The 15,060-nt window shown below is 67.7% G+C and carries 12 protein-coding genes and 3 pseudogenes; 8 read left to right on the top strand and 7 right to left on the bottom strand.

Going from position 1 to position 15,060, the window contains the following annotated elements:
• The first annotated feature begins 176 nt into the window (after positions 1 to 176).
• From D7V97_RS00140 to D7V97_RS00120, 6 genes are all read left to right on the top strand, one after another.
• Complete coding sequence (locus D7V97_RS00140; RefSeq protein ID WP_120608521.1) at positions 177 to 989, top strand: hypothetical protein; 813 nt, start codon at positions 177 to 179, stop codon at positions 987 to 989.
• 503 nt (positions 990 to 1,492) lie between these two features.
• Positions 1,493 to 4,840 (top strand): LamG domain-containing protein, encoded by a 3,348-nt coding sequence (locus tag D7V97_RS00135; protein WP_147444614.1) that lies wholly within the window; start codon positions 1,493 to 1,495, stop codon positions 4,838 to 4,840.
• Positions 4,841 to 5,136: 296 nt separating this feature from the next.
• Positions 5,137 to 5,580 (top strand): hypothetical protein, encoded by a 444-nt coding sequence (locus D7V97_RS00130; RefSeq protein WP_120608519.1) that lies wholly within the window; start codon positions 5,137 to 5,139, stop codon positions 5,578 to 5,580.
• 616 nt (positions 5,581 to 6,196) lie between these two features.
• Positions 6,197 to 7,162 (top strand): ferritin-like domain-containing protein, encoded by a 966-nt coding sequence (locus tag D7V97_RS00125; RefSeq protein WP_233582414.1) that lies wholly within the window; start codon positions 6,197 to 6,199, stop codon positions 7,160 to 7,162.
• A 99-nt stretch (positions 7,163 to 7,261) separates the two neighbouring features.
• Positions 7,262 to 7,462: a hypothetical protein gene (locus D7V97_RS43985; protein WP_147444613.1), complete on the top strand. Its 201-nt coding sequence runs from the start codon at positions 7,262 to 7,264 to the stop codon at positions 7,460 to 7,462.
• Positions 7,463 to 7,662: 200 nt separating this feature from the next.
• Complete coding sequence (locus D7V97_RS00120; RefSeq protein ID WP_158623233.1) at positions 7,663 to 8,328, top strand: hypothetical protein; 666 nt, start codon at positions 7,663 to 7,665, stop codon at positions 8,326 to 8,328.
• Between the two features lie 74 nt (positions 8,329 to 8,402).
• Here the strand turns inward: D7V97_RS00120 and D7V97_RS44445 are convergent.
• Positions 8,403 to 8,546 (bottom strand): annotated as a pseudogene (locus D7V97_RS44445) (hypothetical protein); the annotation flags it as partial.
• Positions 8,547 to 8,556: 10 nt separating this feature from the next.
• Between D7V97_RS44445 and D7V97_RS44440 the strand changes: the two are divergent.
• Positions 8,557 to 8,700 carry a hypothetical protein gene (locus tag D7V97_RS44440; RefSeq protein ID WP_158623231.1) on the top strand — a complete coding sequence of 48 codons (144 nt, stop codon included), beginning with the start codon at positions 8,557 to 8,559 and terminating at the stop codon, positions 8,698 to 8,700.
• Between the two features lies 1 nt (position 8,701).
• Here D7V97_RS44440 and D7V97_RS00115 read toward each other — a convergent pair whose 3' ends face one another.
• A complete protein-coding gene (locus D7V97_RS00115; RefSeq protein ID WP_120608516.1) occupies positions 8,702 to 9,343 on the bottom strand; it encodes a CatB-related O-acetyltransferase in 642 nt (213 codons plus the stop codon).
• 45 nt (positions 9,344 to 9,388) lie between these two features.
• Positions 9,389 to 10,738, bottom strand: a complete 1,350-nt coding sequence (locus D7V97_RS00110; protein ID WP_120608515.1) for a serine/threonine-protein kinase — start codon at positions 10,736 to 10,738, stop codon at positions 9,389 to 9,391.
• Positions 10,739 to 11,424: 686 nt separating this feature from the next.
• On the opposite strand from D7V97_RS00110, the pseudogene D7V97_RS45610 reads away from it, so the two are divergent.
• Positions 11,425 to 11,648, top strand: a pseudogene (locus D7V97_RS45610) (hypothetical protein); the annotation flags it as partial.
• A 117-nt stretch (positions 11,649 to 11,765) separates the two neighbouring features.
• Here the strand turns inward: D7V97_RS45610 and D7V97_RS00100 are convergent.
• The 4 genes and pseudogenes from D7V97_RS00100 to D7V97_RS45240 form a co-directional block, all read right to left on the bottom strand.
• The gene (locus D7V97_RS00100) at positions 11,766 to 12,236 is read right to left on the bottom strand and encodes an NUDIX hydrolase (RefSeq protein ID WP_120608513.1); all 471 of its coding nucleotides are present in this window, start codon (positions 12,234 to 12,236) and stop codon (positions 11,766 to 11,768) included.
• Positions 12,233 to 13,666: a DUF2380 domain-containing protein gene (locus tag D7V97_RS00095; protein ID WP_368668852.1), complete on the bottom strand. Its 1,434-nt coding sequence runs from the start codon at positions 13,664 to 13,666 to the stop codon at positions 12,233 to 12,235. Before D7V97_RS00095 ends, D7V97_RS00100 begins: the two co-directional genes overlap by 4 nt.
• A gap of 633 nt (positions 13,667 to 14,299) precedes the next feature.
• Entirely contained in the window at positions 14,300 to 14,890 is a 591-nt protein-coding gene (locus D7V97_RS00085; protein ID WP_233582423.1) for a hypothetical protein, read from the bottom strand.
• Positions 14,864 to 15,016: pseudogene (locus tag D7V97_RS45240) on the bottom strand (ribonuclease HII); the annotation flags it as partial. The gene D7V97_RS00085 and the pseudogene D7V97_RS45240, both read right to left, overlap by 27 nt.
• Between the last annotated feature and the right edge of the window lie 44 nt (positions 15,017 to 15,060).

The raw sequence follows: 15,060 nt of genomic DNA, 5'->3' as shown, positions 1-15,060 counted from the left end.
GCGGCCGAATCAAGACTCCGCGCGCGGGTCGGAGCGTTCCAACCTCCAGCCTCCGAACCCGGTTCACGCCGTCACAACCCAGGGCGGGAGCGGAGGACCTGTACCGGTGAATGGAACTGGTGACAGGGGGCGCGTGTCCAACGCGCGAATTTTTCCCGAGAAGGAGCTCACGCCTCATGAAGCAGAACCTGAAGCAGTGGCTGGCCGTGGTGTGCATGGGAGTGGCAGGAGTGTCCGCGACCGCCTGGGCGGACGTGGGGACGCCGGTGGACTGCGGCACGGTGGAATGCGAGGCCATCCGCGAGATGCGGTCGCTCTACGCCGCGGAATCTGGATATTTCGGAGAGCATGATGTCTTCACGCTGAACCTCACCAGTGCCGGTTTCGCGCCCGCGGCGTGTCCGAACGGCAGCCGAGCCCCCGTGCCGGGAGCGGGCTGGGTGTCCGGGTGCAACTTCTCCTACAAGGTCACGGGCATCACGCCGCATCCCTCGCCGGGCTTCACGGCGGTGGCGCAGGGAGTGGCGGGGACGGCGTCCGCGGGCATCACGCTCCAGATTGGCACCCACCCCGTCTCCGGTCGCCTCTTCTGGCTGGAGCGCCAGGGGGTGCGCCGCTACGTGGACTCCGCGGAGTGCCAGTCGCCGCAATCCTTCACGTGCGAAGCCCAGCTGCGGGAGGCCCGGTCCAACATGGGCTACATCTATGTGGTGGAGCAGTCGTACTTCGCGGAGAGGGACCAGTATTCCACCAACCTGCCGCTGATCGGCTTCGTGCCGGAGGGGTGCCCGAATGGCACCCGTGCAGCGGTGCCGGACGCGTCCTGGGTGGGAGGCTGCCGGTTCATCTACAAGGTCACGTTGAACGGAACGACTGGCTTCACCGCCACGGCGAAGGCCGTGACTGGCGCGACGGAGGGCACCGTCCTGACCATCACGCAGGCGGGGCAGCCCGTCGTCACCCCGTCGTATCCGGCGTCGTGCCAGTAGGCTGCTTCCGAAGGAGCCGTGATGGAGAAGCCCTGGCCGGCGATCTCGTCAGGATCGCCGGCCAGGGCTTTCAGGTCATGAAGAGCGCCGCGAAGGCGATTCTGGGACGAAGGGACTTCGGGTCGAGCGAGACACGCCAGGCGCGTCCTTCATCTCCGGCATGCGGAGCCGCTCCGCCGCGTTCACAGGCCACCGGCTCGAGGCCCGCCTCGGCATGGGCGATGACTCAATGGTCCCGATACACATCGGAGCCCCCCGCGGCGAATCCCCCACCGGACCGGCTGGGTTCGCGCTGCCCGGGGTTGACCCTGGGTGTGGGTGCGTTGCTACAACCGCCCATGCTCCTGAAACCCGTACCCCGTGCGCCCTGGCCGTCCCTCGTCGTCTTCCTCCTCGCTCTTGGCCTTGCTTGCGACTCACGGGCACCTCTTCCTGAAACACAGCCCACGAATCCTCCCGGGTCGCAGGCTCAGCGGCTGGATGTCCCCACCTGGTTCTCCGAGGTGGCGATGGTGGGCACCGGGCCCTGCTCCAGCGCTGGCTACGGTGTCATTGACAATTGTTTCAACGAAGCGAACCCCCAGCGGCCCAGCATCTTCCGGGAGCTGTCGCCGGCGTCCCGGCCCTACCGCGCGTCTTCCTCCGCTCCGCTGTCGCTCCAGCCCTCCACGTTGTCCGGGGTGATGCAGCCCTTTCCCCCCAATGATTACGACAACGGCTGGAGTCCTGCCCGGACACCCGAGGTCAGTGACGCCGCCAATGCCATCCAGGTCCTGCCGTTCAACCGTGGTACCAACGACGGCCGGCTGTTCGTGCGTGGGGGGTGTCGGGGCTGCACGGAAGGGTCGGTGTTGTATTCATTCCGTCCCGAGCTGCTCGGCCAGGATTTCCGTTACGACTTCGCCAGCAAGGGCAACCGGTTCGTGCAGCCGCTGAGCCCCGCGTCGCTCCACCCCTTCACCTACTTCAACCCGATGGCCACGGGGCTGAGCGCGAAGAACAACGGCGACTTCCCCGACGCGCTTCACAGCACCACGTGCGAGGACTCGATGACCGCCGTGCAGATGGGCAGCCACGGGCGCAACCCCGTGGCGTGCAGGGCCCGCTATGACGTGGGCTCGCCCTTCGTGTCCGGTGACTGTTACGAGATGTCCCTCGTCTACGGAATGGTGGCGTCCACGGGGAACCGCTGGGAGCTGCGGTCGGTGGACCTCACCGTCTTCATGCGCACCCCCAAGTCCGTGACCGCGGGGGACTCCGTGGCGGGAGGCGTCGCCGGCTCGGGGCTCTGGGTCTATCCGCGCAACCCGGAGGGCGAGGTCAAGTCGCTGCCCACCTGGGACCTGCCGCCGTTCCGCCCCTTCAACATCCACGACTCGCCCTGGGGGGACATGAACGCGAACTCCGCGTACAGCTACCCCGGGACGCCGGACACCATCGACTGGCCGCGCCTGTTCACCACGAACCCCGGCTTCCAGTGCTACGTCCCGGTGCAGGTATGGCCGCTTCCCACGCCCGTGTACCTCCGCAATACGTCCGCCTCTGCGCCCAAGTGGTGCCAGTTCTTTGATCGGCAGAGCTACCAGTCCTCCTTCAAGGTCGAGGACGACGAGGACGCGGTCATTGGCAACGGAAGCACCTGGAATGGCAACACGGGGTGGGGGACCAACGAGAAGCCGTACGCCCTCTTCGAGCCTGCGACGAGCGGCGACGGACGGCTGCTCATCATCAACATGAACGGCCTCTACTACGCGTCCTCCGACCAGGTCTGCCGCGCGGCGGGCTGGAGTCACTTCAAGCCCATCAGCATGATGCCCATGGACCCCGCGGTGAACACCCGGTACGAAATGGCCAGGTCCCAGGTCGTCAGCGGGCAGCCGCGCCCCTTCCGGGACACGCTGGGAAACAACATCCCCTTCGGCATGAGGAACCAGGGCGCCTACGCGTGGATGGACCGCGAGGGCAAGAACCTGTTCTTCGCGGCGAAGAACCACCCACACGATGGCTACTACGCGCGGCAGGTCCTCAACGTCGACCGGTACTCCCCCGCGAGCTTCGTGGAGCAGCTGTGGGGCGCGCCCGTCAACGACGCGGACCGGGCGAAGTTCAACCCGGACCGCGCACCCGCGCAGGCCGTCACCGTGCTGGGGGCGTGGACGCACGGCAAGGCCGTCATCCTGGACAACGGACTGAGCATCTCCGACCTGGGCGGCAACGGCGAGGATCGCTACCAGCGAACCTATGATCTACGCCTCTACGCGGGCGCGGACGTGCCGCTGACGCCCCGGGGCAGCTCGCAGATCTTCTCCTTCGAGAACCAGCTCAACCACTTCGATGCGATGCGGCCCACGCTGCCCTTCGACGTGGTGTGGAACGTGCAGTCCAACACCCAGCGCAACTCCCAGGTGGCCTTCGACGACTACCTCAACAAGCGCGCCTTCGTGGTGGCCCACATGAACGCGGCCATGCGCATGGATGTGTCACCCTACGGGCCGTGGCGCGCGGAGACGTTTCCCCAGGACGGCTTCGTGCCCGTCCGTGACGCCGGGGCCTACGTGCGCGGCGGCGGCGTCGCCGACTTCCGTTTCAAGCGCAACCCGCTGGCGCAGAACGCCGCCACGGGCAGCCCGGTGTTCGGCACGGACGGCCCCCAGCCTCCCACCTCGGTGCGGTTGCGGGGCGGCGCGCGCATCGAACCCGTGGCGCTTGGAGGGGTGAGCGGGAAGGGCGTCTGGCTGGACGGTATCAATGACTTCATGGACATGGGCTACCCCGTCGACCCGTCCCGGCGCGACTGGGTTTTCGGCATCTGGCTGGACTCACGCCAGGAAGTCACGCTCCAGCCCGGAGGCTCGGTCGTGCGCAGCGTGCCGCGCACCATCTTCTACTTCTCCGACAACTCATGGGTCGGGCTGGTCCGGGCGAGGGATTCCAGCGGTTTTGCGTGGCATGAACTCGCTGTGTACAACGGCAGCACGGGAACCACGTCCACCGTCAACCTGGGGGAGCTGGTGGAGGTTGGCCGCTATTTCCATTTCGGCATGAAGATCTACACCGAGGCGGGCCAGCGCACGCTCGCGTTCTACATCAATGGGACGCGGCACTCGACGCTGACGGTCGCCCCGGGGGACCTGGGGTTCGACCCGATGTTCAATTCGATGAATGGCTGGACGTGGATGACGTTGGGCGACCCGGGCCCGGACTTCGTCCGGGGGCAGGCGCGGCTGCCCTTCTACGGCTGGGTGGATGAGCTGCGCATCTTCGCGATGTCGCCGCAGGATCAGCGGCTGCCCTGGGTGGAGGAGCTCATCTGCAACGAGGCGCTCGGGACGTCGGTGGACCTGTCCTTCCGCAAGTATGAGCAATGGCATCCGGCGCTGGACGCGCTTCGCTGGCGCTCAAGCCAATATCCGGGGACCCGTTCCTCCTTCTGCGAGCAGATGCGGCTGGGGACCTATGTGGAGCCGCTGGACTACCCGGCGCAGTACGGCGAACACCTCTGCATCGACCGTGTCCACAAGAACCCCCAGGCCTCGGCCAGTCTCTCCGCCCGCTGCCTGCGCGCGGGGATGATGGCGTTGCCCGTGCTCCAGGCCACGCAGCCGCGACCGGACACCAGCAGCAATGCCTTCTGTCTGTCTTGCCACACGTCCACCGCGCCGCTGCCGGGACTCCGGTTGGGGGCGCTGAGCGCGGGCACGGGTCCCCGCTTCCAGGACCCGCGACGCCAGCCCATGAACGTCCCGGCGGTGCTGGGGGGCGTCGTGCCCCCGTGGCTGACGGCCGGTACGAACCAGGCGGATGGCACGCGCACGCTGGACCCCTTCTTCGATCACTTCCCGGCGCCCTGAGTCCTCTGGAGTCCGGGTTCCTCTCGACGAGGAGCCCGGACTCCCTTCCGCGCGAAGGCTACCGGCGCGCCGTGTTCGGGTTCGCGAGCGCGATGCCGCTGCTGGACACCGCGCCGAACTGCTCCCAACCGGGAACTGGCGGCGGACGGATGCGCTACGCTCCCCGAAATGGCGTCCTCACCCTTCCAAGTGGAGTTCCGCGTGCGCATGGGTCCGGACTGGGTGCCGCTCGAATTCCTGGAGGGATTGGAAGCCGAAGCCGTGGACATGTATCTGCGTCACCCGCGCGTGAGCTGTTGCAGCTTCCAGGGGGCTTCTTCATCGATGTCGGAGGCCAGCCCTTCAGCGATGACGGCTCGGTGGATGAGTTCTGGATGACCTGGAGCTGGTTCTTCGCGCTGAAGGCGCTGCTCGATGGCGCGGAGGATACGGGCGCCCAGCCCTGGGAGGAATCCCATCTGCGGCTCTGGCGCCACGGAGAGGTCCTGAGCCTGGAGGACCGGGGCCCCTCGGACAAACCCCTCACGCCCCGTGTCGAAGTGGCATTCCTCCCCTTCGCCCGCTCCCTGGCACGGCAGGGGCTTGCCTTCGTCGCGTGGACGGAGCGTGTGCTCTTGGCGCTCGACACGCGCGAGCCGCCAGTCCCCGAGGCCCTCCGGCAGGAGTTCGTCACGGCCCTCCGCCTTCCCCGCGATGTCTTGGAAGAGGTGGCCGCGAAGGTGGGCCTGGAGGAACCTTGAACAGCGGCGTCGGGGGGCCTTCGCGTCCCGCAATCACTCACGTTGGCGGAGGGGGCCGCCGCTGGTAGCGTCATGGCTCCTGGGCCTTGTGCCCCTTCCGCATGAGCCGCTCATGACCGCACAGCGATTGCGTCAACTGTTCTCCAGGGTCCTGAAGGCATCCCTCGCCACGCCGCTGGTGCTCGCCGGATGTCAGGGTGAGCGGTCCGTGAAGCCTGACACCCATCGCCCCGCCCCGACGGCGCCACTTGCGACGACCTACCGCCAGATTCAATGCGAGGACTCGCTTGCGCTGAATGGCGTCTCGCTTCCCCTCTGGCGCGTCCCCCCGGTTGACAGGCTTTCGCTGATGCCTGCCCCGGACTTCGTCGAGCTGCGACAGTATTCCTTCGTCGCGGAGTGGGTCCCGGACACGACGCAACCCCGAACCCGCGGAGGGGCAGTGCGAGCGCGCTTGAAGACGACGCGGAGCCCCGGATTCCAGCCCACGTCCACCTCCGGAACCGCGTGCGAGACAGCCTCCGACAAGGCGGCCTGTCAGCAAGCGCTCCGGACGCAGGACGGCGGCGAGGAAGGCTTTCGTCGCCATTGCAATTCTGGGTGTTCGTCCTATTACGTGGTGACCACGCGCGGCGACGAGGTCAGGACCTACGCAACGACAGAAGCGCTCCAGCAATTGCTTGGCACCATCGATACCGAGCAGGAGGCCGTCCTCCTGGCGTTCGCATCCGGCTACGACGTGTGCAGCAGTGGCGGTGATTTTCCGCCGCGGGTCGGGGTCAACCCCGACGACGGCTTCACGGTGCGGGTCTCCCAGGGTGTTGCCTGTGGGAAGGGATCAAATCTGTACCAGCAGGCCCTGCGAATCACATCCTCGGGGGAGCTGGTCAAATATGAACCCACCGTCCTCAAGTACGGCGACGAAACCTGCTACGTGGGCCGAAGACCCGTGGGGCTTCAGGACGCCCGGTCCGGTGCCTGTGAGGATCCTCGGGGCCGCTACTTCGCGGAGGCCGCCCGCCTGGAGGCTGCCTCCATCCACGCCTTCCTCCGTCTGCACGACGAACTGAAGCTGCATGGCGCGGACGTGGCCTTGCAGGATGCGGCGCTCGCCAGCGCGGTGGACGAGGTGCGGCATACCGACGTCACCCGACGGTTGACCCTCCGCTTTGGCGCCGTCCCTCCCGCGCCGTCCGTGGCGGAGCTGCCATTGCGGCCCTTGACCGAAGTGCTGCTCGACAACGCCGTGGAGGGCTGCGTGCGGGAGACGTATGGCGCACTGCTGGCACACCACCAGGCCCTGCACGCGCGCGACCCGGAGATCCGCAAGGCCATGTCGCGCATCGCGGAGGACGAGACGCGGCACGCGGGCCTGTCCTGGGACATTGCCGGCTGGGCCGCTCCCAGGCTGTCCGTGGAGGACCAGGCGGCGCTTCACAAGGCCCGGCGGCAGGCGGTGGCCGTGCTGCGCGCGGAGGTGGCCGTGCCGCTCGACGCGGAGCTCACCGCCGACGCCGGCCTTCCCTCCGCCGAGGTGGGGCTCGCAATGCTGGACTCGCTTGAGCAGGCGCTCTGGGCCTGAAGCCCACCTCCGCCGCCCTCATCCGGGTCCGCACCCTCGCGGGTGGGGTATTGGCCATGGCTCCACGTACTCGCCGCTGTCGATGCTGCCGGACGCGACGTGCTCGGTGCCGAAGCTCGCGCCCAGCTGGCAGTGCACGTGCGGGACTTTGAACACAGCGCAAAACAGTGGAGGCCGCGGGAATCGAACCCGCGCCGGGCGGCGCGCATGGCGGGAGAGGTGAAGACCGACAATTCAGAGCGCGAGGGCAAGTACGAGATCGCGCTGCGGGTCGTTCTCGTCATCGGGGCTGGCGATTGAGGTCTGGCAGCATGCCAGCGCCCTCCTGCTCTAGGTTCAACGGGTGCGAGGTGGCCGTGCCGAACAGCGCATTGCCGGGTACGCACGAGGTGTGAAGCGTGGGGCAGCGTTGCTCCTTGACACTCGCGTGCTGTCACGGCCACGCTGCGACGATGAGAAATACTCGTCACAGAGGCTCCCTTCGACAAGCGCTGGCTGTAGTGACTGCGTTCGCGCTCCTGCTCGGCATCGGCAACGAGGCTGAGGCTCAACAAACGGGCAAAACGACCCGATACTGGGATTGTGCCAAAGGAAGCGCTTCGTGGCCTGGGAAAGCCTCGGTTACCAGTCCGGTCAAAGCTTGCGCCAAGGATGGTGTCACCGTAGTCAGTCAGGATGCGCAAAGCGGTGCGAATGGTGGTACTGCCTACGCGTGTAACAACAATCAGCCGTGGGCTGTTAATTCGACTCTGGCGTATGGGTTTGCCGCAGTGAATGTGGCTGGCGGGTCAGAAGCCACCTGGAGCTGCGCCTGTTACGAATTGACATTCACCAGCGGGCCCGTGAAGGGCAAGAAGATGGTGGTTCAGGCGGTCAATACGGGAGGGGATTTGGGTCAGAACCATTTCGACCTGCTAGTCCCTGGCGGGGGTGTGGGCATTTTCAACGCCTGTACGAGTCAGTGGGGTGCTCCAGCCGATGGTTGGGGTGCCAGATACGGCGGCATCGCCAGTCGAACTGAATGTAGCCAGCTGCCGTCTCAATTGAGGGCGGGCTGCAATTGGCGATTCGACTGGTTCATGAACGCGGACAATCCTACCATGAGCTTCAAGCAGGTCGCCTGTCCAAAGGCAATCACTGATAAATCTGGCTGCATCCGCAAGTAGGAGCAGGCGAACGTATCGTTGACGACCTGCGCGGGCCGGCGGTGAGCGTCAAGGTAGATGTCGCGTGAGAGAGGTCAGCCGATGCGCTTCAACTCCTGCACTTCCGGTGAGGGGTTGAGGCGCACGGGGCCCGCGGGTGTCCAGTCGCGCGTGTTGCGGCTCCAGCGCTCGGGGTGACGGGCGCGGGCGCGCTGGTACACCTGGTGACGCTCCAGCAACCCGTGCTCGTTGTACCGGCTCGTCATCCACCCGGTGGCGCTGGGAAGCGGGCTCCGGCTGTTCCCGGTGCGCGAGAAGCCGATGAACCTGCGCCTGGTCAGCACCCCGCGGTTCGAGAAGGGCACCGTCGCGCACGTCTACCAGCCCGAGTGATTCAGGTCGCGCGCTTCAGCGCGTCCAGGTCCGCGCCCCGGATGGCGTCGAGGTTGCGGGTGAGCTTCTCGGCGTCCCAGTCCCACCAGCGGATCGCGAGGAGCTCGGCGATGACGTGCTCGGGGAAGCGGCGGCGGATCTCCCGCGCCGGGTTGCCGCCCACGATCGCGTAAGGGGCCACGTTCGCGGTCACCACGGATTGGGCGGCCACGATCGCCCCATCGCCAATGCGCACGCCCGGCATGATTGTGGCCTCCTGACCGATCCAGACGTCGTTGCCCACGACCGTGTCGCCCCGGAACCCGGCCCGGATCGTGGCCAGGTCGAAGCCCTGCTCCCAGCCCCGCCCGAAGATGTTGAACGGGTAGGTCGAGAACCCCGTCATGGCGTGGTTGGCGCCATTCATGATGAACGTCGTGCCGGTCGCGATCGCGCAGAAGCGCCCGATGACGAGCCGGTCGCCAATGAAGTCGTAATGGTGCTGGACGCAGCGCTCGACGAAGCCCTCGGGCCCACGTGGGTCGTCGTAATAGGTGTAGTCGCCCACCTCGATGTTGGGCTGCTTCACGAAGGCCTTGAGGAAGCCGACGCGGGGCTGGCCCGGCATGGGATGCGGGTCGAGCGGATGGGGTCCGGTCGTCATGGTGCCTCGGGCACAACTGTTTTCAACGACAGGGATGCTGTCGGGCTATGGAGCGGCGGTATTCGAGGTGGCGGGGCGTGGGACGGCGAGAACGGGCGTATAACAAACGCCCTTGTAGACAAAGGAGTCCGGGTCGCAGTCCTTCGGATCGACCGGTGACTTCAGCCAGCATCCGCCCTGGATGGCGACCTGGGCCTTGCCGGGGCAGCGGCCGTTGGCATCGGGACGTCGCTGCCCTGGAAAGGGCTTTGGTGGCATGTCCACCCCAATGGTCGACCACGCGGACGGTTCCCGGGTGGGCGCCACCGGGGTGGTCATCACCGAGTCCCCGACGGCCACGGTGCCGCCATCCTCCGCACCCATGCGCAGGGAAGTCGGCTCCTTCGCGGAAGCCGCTCCGGGATGCACGCGCAGCATCCCCCCGGCGCCAAGCATGAGCGCGCCTCCCACGCTGCCTGCCACGAGCCATGGGCGCCAGCGAGACCTGGTGCCTCGAGGCAAGACAGGTCGGGAGTCGGCCCATGTCCTCAAGGGGTGAGACACCTCCGCGATGAAGAGCGGCCCATCCGCCTCCGGCCCCGCCTTCCTCGCGCTCTGCTCCAGCGCCTCCGCCAGTTCGCGGGCACCGCCGCGCGCCTCGGGGCGCACGGAAAGCATCCGAGACACGAGCCCGCTCAGCTCCGGGCAGCAGCGAACGTTGAGCGCTCGCGGAGGCCGAGGGCCCGCGCCCTCCAGACTCCAGACAGGGCACTCCGGGTCCTTCGGTGCCGCCGCCGGAGGGTACTCGCCGGTCACCAGCCTGTACGCGGTCACCCCCAGCGCGAAGACATCATCCGCCGTCCCAGGGGCATAGGGCACGGCCGATTCGAGGAGGGGGACGCGCACGGAGCGCCACGCCTCGGGCGAGCGGTAGGGCGGGGTCCCGGGAGGAAAGGGCGGTGACGTCAGCGGAGCGGCGCCCACGAAGTGCCCGGAGCCGAAGTCGGTGAGGAAGGCCCGTCCCTCCGCGGCGCTCACGAGGACGTTGTCGCCCTTCACGTCCCGGTGGATGCCGCCCACGGCATGCGTGGCCTCCAGGGCCCGAGCGAGCTGGGCGAGGACGTGGAGCACCTGCCGGGAGGAGGGGCGCTGCCTCCGCGCCCACGCATACAGCGACACGCCCTCCACGTACTCCATGGCGAGGAAGGGGTGGGGCGGGCCCCCTGGCGGCAGCCAGCATCCATGGCCCAGCAGGCGCGGGACGTGGGGGTGACGGAGGCGGGAGAGCAGCTCCACCTCGCGCGCGAAGCGCTCGTCTCCCGGGTACAGGGCCAGCTTGAGTGCCACAGGTCCGGGGTGCCCCTCGGCGAAGGCGCGGTAGACGGCGCCGTAGGCTCCCCCTCCCCGCCGCTCCATGACTCGCCAGTGCCCCACTTTCGTGCCCGGGGGGAGGCGTGCTGGATTCAGGTGAGCAGACGCCATGCCGTGTCTCGCGAGGGGGGAAGGGGCAGCCCTGCGAGCCTACTGACGGCATGGGCATGTGTCAGCGCCATCTTCCGGGCAGGCAGGGGGCTCGGCGCGTCATGGAGCGGGCTTGGGGATGGCTGTAGGAAACACAGCGGCCCGCCCCGAAAGCCCGGGGTGGGCTGCCGCATCTACAGAACGAGAGGTGTTCCCTCGGCGCCTTTGCGGCTACCCGCAGATTCCGTCGCGGGTCGAGCAGTAACCGACGCAGGACGAGTAATAGACGCCAAGGATCTCGGAGCCGTCGCAGCAGTAGCACATGATCCAGGACGCGTTCTTCTCAGACGCATCAGTGGGACCGCACTTCGCCTCGCACTCGGCGGCGGAACCGGTACACGTGGTGCCGTTGGCGCACGCAACGGGCACTTCTTCATCGGACGTGCCGCCACATCCCGCCAACAGTCCCGCTGCCATCAGCCCCGCGATGATTGCCATTCGCATGTGTGTATCTCCCAGGTGAGTGCTGCCCGGCCACCATATGCCAGGGTGTCTCCCCGCCAGGAGAGAAGTGGTCCCGGGTCACGAGCACCTCATGCACTGACGGTTGCAGCTCACCCGTGTGCCGTGAGGCTCATGCGCCGTCCTTCAGCCGGCCCCGCGTCCCGGACGACAACGCCTTCTCCGAAGCCCTCTTCCGCACGCTGAAGTACCGCCCCTCCTTCCCCCAGCGCGCCTTCGCCTCGACGCAGGACGCGCACGTCATCCTGAGCGTTGGAGTCGCGACACGCGCGACTGGACGCCCGCGGGCCCCGTGCGCCTCAACCCCTCACCGGAAGTACAGGAGCTGAAGAGCATTGGCTGAACCCTTTCACGCGACAACTACCTTGACGCTCACCGTCCCAACCCATTCCGCACGGCTCGTGCGACCTACGTGCGACATGGCTCCCCGCGCATCCGCGCACAGGGCCGCCGCTGTCGTTCAGGCCTCCTCGTCTGGCAAGAGCGTGCGGAGCAGCTCGTCGTCGGGCCCGTGTGGACGCCAGCCCGCGGGGGGAGGTTTGGCAAGAAGGGCGTCGCCGACCTGCCTGACACGTTCCTTATGCGTTTCTGGAGTGAAGCCGGTCCATAAGCCGAGTGCCTTGGCGACTTTGAAGCGGTTGGCATCGTCAAGCACGCCCGGCCATCCACTGGGGAGGCATTCAGCCAATTCACGGACGAGCTGTCCGCGAACCAACCGCGAGAGTTGCTTGCTCCGCTCCGCCTCGGCAACGAGCCCGCTGAACACCTGCACCCCAGCAATCTCGCCCTCGCTGAGCTCCGCAGCAAGCTTCACCAGCGAGGCGGTCGGGTGCGCCTCAGCAAAGGCGGTCAGGGAGTCATAACCACGCTCGCGGACCCGCTCATACAGGCGGGTCTTCCAGTCGCCGTCCCATGGATGTCTGGCGGTCATCGACTTCTCCCTTGGACGAAATTCATTGGGATGGAGTAGCGCTCCATGGTCACTGCGACGATGTCCAGGATCTCGTTTCTCGTCAACATCCGGCCGGCCTTGGTCTCTGCGTCGTGCAGGACCTCCATGAGCAGCCGGTTCCACTCACCGGGCCACGTGCGCCCCAGCTTCCAGTTCCCCCCTCCGTGGATCGCCTCGTGGTGGGCCTGCTCCATCCGGACGCAGAACTGGTCGATGTCCATGTCACCCTTGAAGCCGCGCCGCTCGAACCACTCGCGGTGCTCCTGCGGCAGCACATGGTGTTTCGGAGCGTCCGACATGCCCGCCCCCGCTCTGCCTGTCACCTGCATGCCGCGCACCTCTGGGCTGTCGCCCAGCGCTTCGCGCACGCCCTGGGGCAGGTCCTGGTGAGCCTGGGCCATCGTGATCTGTCCGCCCTGAATGAGGACGGCCGCGCCGGCGGCGGGCACGGAGATGACGCCCGCCTGCACGAGCCTTCGCATCATCTCCACCCACTCGGCGGAGACCACCATCCGCGAGCCCACCCTGACGCCACCCGAACTCATCACGAGGCCCACGCCCATCGTTACGCGGGCCGAGGGCGGCACGCGTGGCAGGGCCATCTTCATCGAGGAGATCATCGTGACCATCTCCAGCGCCTGCATCGCCGCGATGACCTGCCCGCCGAACTTCAGGGTCTCGCGGGTCTCCCGCTGGAGCGTGTCGAACTCACGCGTCAGCTTCCCCATCAGTTCCGGCATCGCGGTGGTCGTCGCCTCCACCCGCTCCGGATCCAGTGAGGCGAGGTCCGTCAGCGCAGGCTCCATCAGCCCCTGCACGCGATACAGGTCCCTGAAGAGCTTCTCGCCGCTGCACATGGGACAGTGACGGAGCACGGCGTCCGCGAGGTGCAGGAAGTCCACCCAGGTGGCCAGCAGGAGGGTCCCAAATTGGGCCGCCTGGAGCTTCGGCCCCGCCATGCGCAGCAGGCCCAGCTCCATGTCCGTGTCGCCGACTTCCGAGGCCACCTTCGTCAACGCGGTGGCACTCCCAAGCGCGCCCTGAAGCCACGTCACCTGCTTGGAGCCCTGGTCGAGGTAGCGCGTGAAGACGCCGGTGAGGCTCCAGCCCCACGGGTCTGAAGGGCGGGCCGCCAGTTGGGTGAACGCGGCCTCGACGCCGCGCAGGGAGCCCTTCACTTCGTCCGTGGCGTCGAGGACTGCCTGCCGCGTCAATTCAGCGCTCTGGGCCCCGCCCCGGACAGCGCTGTCTCCCACGGCGGTCACGTCGTCACGCGGTTGCTGGCGGCGCAGGAGCCGTTGCTCGGGCCCAGCAAGCGCGCGCGGGGGGAAGTTCCGGGCGCGCGGGGGCTCATCGCTCGGAGCCTCCACCCACGCGGGCGAGGAGGCCTCTCGCGGCGCGTAGCTCAAGCTTCGACCTCGCCCAGGCGCTTGCGACACGGAGGCACATCCCGTGGTCATCAGCGCCAGGGCCAGCAAGACCCGCCGCGCCAGTGAAGCCCAGGCGCGGGTCGGCTCCTTGGGGACCGAAGCCTCGGAGTCAGGCGACGCCGTGGCCGCTCCTTGCGCGCAAAGGAGCCCCAACCACAGCACCGCCCAGCCGCGGTTGCCCATCGCTCGCGCCTCCTGACTGCACTCCGGTGTGGCGTGCAGAATCCCGTCATACCCGCCGAGTCCGACAAGTCGGCCGGACCCGGAAGACACATGCCCCCGAGGGCATGGAGGGAGGCGGGAGTCAGGACTTCAGCCAGTGGGCTGCCGACTCCCAGCTCGGCGTGCTCCAGGGCCTGGCACTGTCGTCACGTCGTCGGGGTGGCGCGTCGCCGTGGCCCGCAGTCGTGAGCCTCCACGGCTCGCGGGTGCGGTCGCAACCTTGTCCGGGTGGGGACACCTGGAGAGAGGCGGTCAACGTCCTCGACCGTCCTCTTGCTCCGGCGTGCGACATGCGTGCAACACGGGTGGAAGGTGCTGCTGACTGGCTGTGATCACAGCGCAAAACAGTGGAGGCGGAGGGAATCGAACCCGCTGCCGTGAAGGCACCGCTCAGCGCACGGCGGCGCGCTGCAGATGGATCATCGCCTCATCCAGCAGCGCGGCCACGCCCCGCCGCACCACGTGCACCACCTTGTGGTGATGCGCTGGCGGGCCGTGCGTGTAATGGCCAGACACCTTGTGATGCAGTTCCGTGGCGCCCCACACCAGCACCAGGTCCGCCCATTCCAAGTCGCTCTTCGCCCGGTCCGACGTGCGCCGCTCGGTGCCGTCCACCATGCGCAGCTGGATGTGATTGCCCAGCTTGGCTTCCAATTCCTCACGCACCGCGGGCGAGCCGCCCACCACCACCACGCGGTGGACGTTCAGGTTGCGGCACACCTCCAGGAACGCCACCTCCGCTCTCCGGTTGGCGGATCCTCCGCACCGGGCGCAGTGGCTCCGGGGCTCCACCCGTAAAGGCTCACGGCCGCTGGCGGTCGCCACCTGGAAGCAGGCAGGGTCGGCGCATACCTGGAAGAAGCGCTCGGCCAGCACCTCGGCGGCGCGCATCAGCTTGGGCTCGCTCATGCGCGCCTTGCCCGGCCGCGTGAGCCCCGCCTCCTCCAGCACGCCCCGCGCCAGCACGGAGGCCGCGGCGATGCTCAACAACAGCGAGTCACCCTTGATGATGCCCCGCTGCGGCGCCGCGCACTGCGGGATGGTGCGTGCGTCCACCAGCACGTAGTCCGGCGTCAGCCCCAGCCCCTCCACCGCGCGGCGCAGGGCCGGCTGTCTTTACCCTTCCGTCACGCTCGGACTCCCAGACTGGG

It is taken from the genome of Corallococcus sp. CA053C (genome assembly GCF_003611675.1).
GTDB lineage: Bacteria > Myxococcota > Myxococcia > Myxococcales > Myxococcaceae > Corallococcus.
The sequence above is the reverse complement of the archived record's forward strand: the minus strand, read 5'-3'. Positions and strand labels throughout refer to the sequence as shown.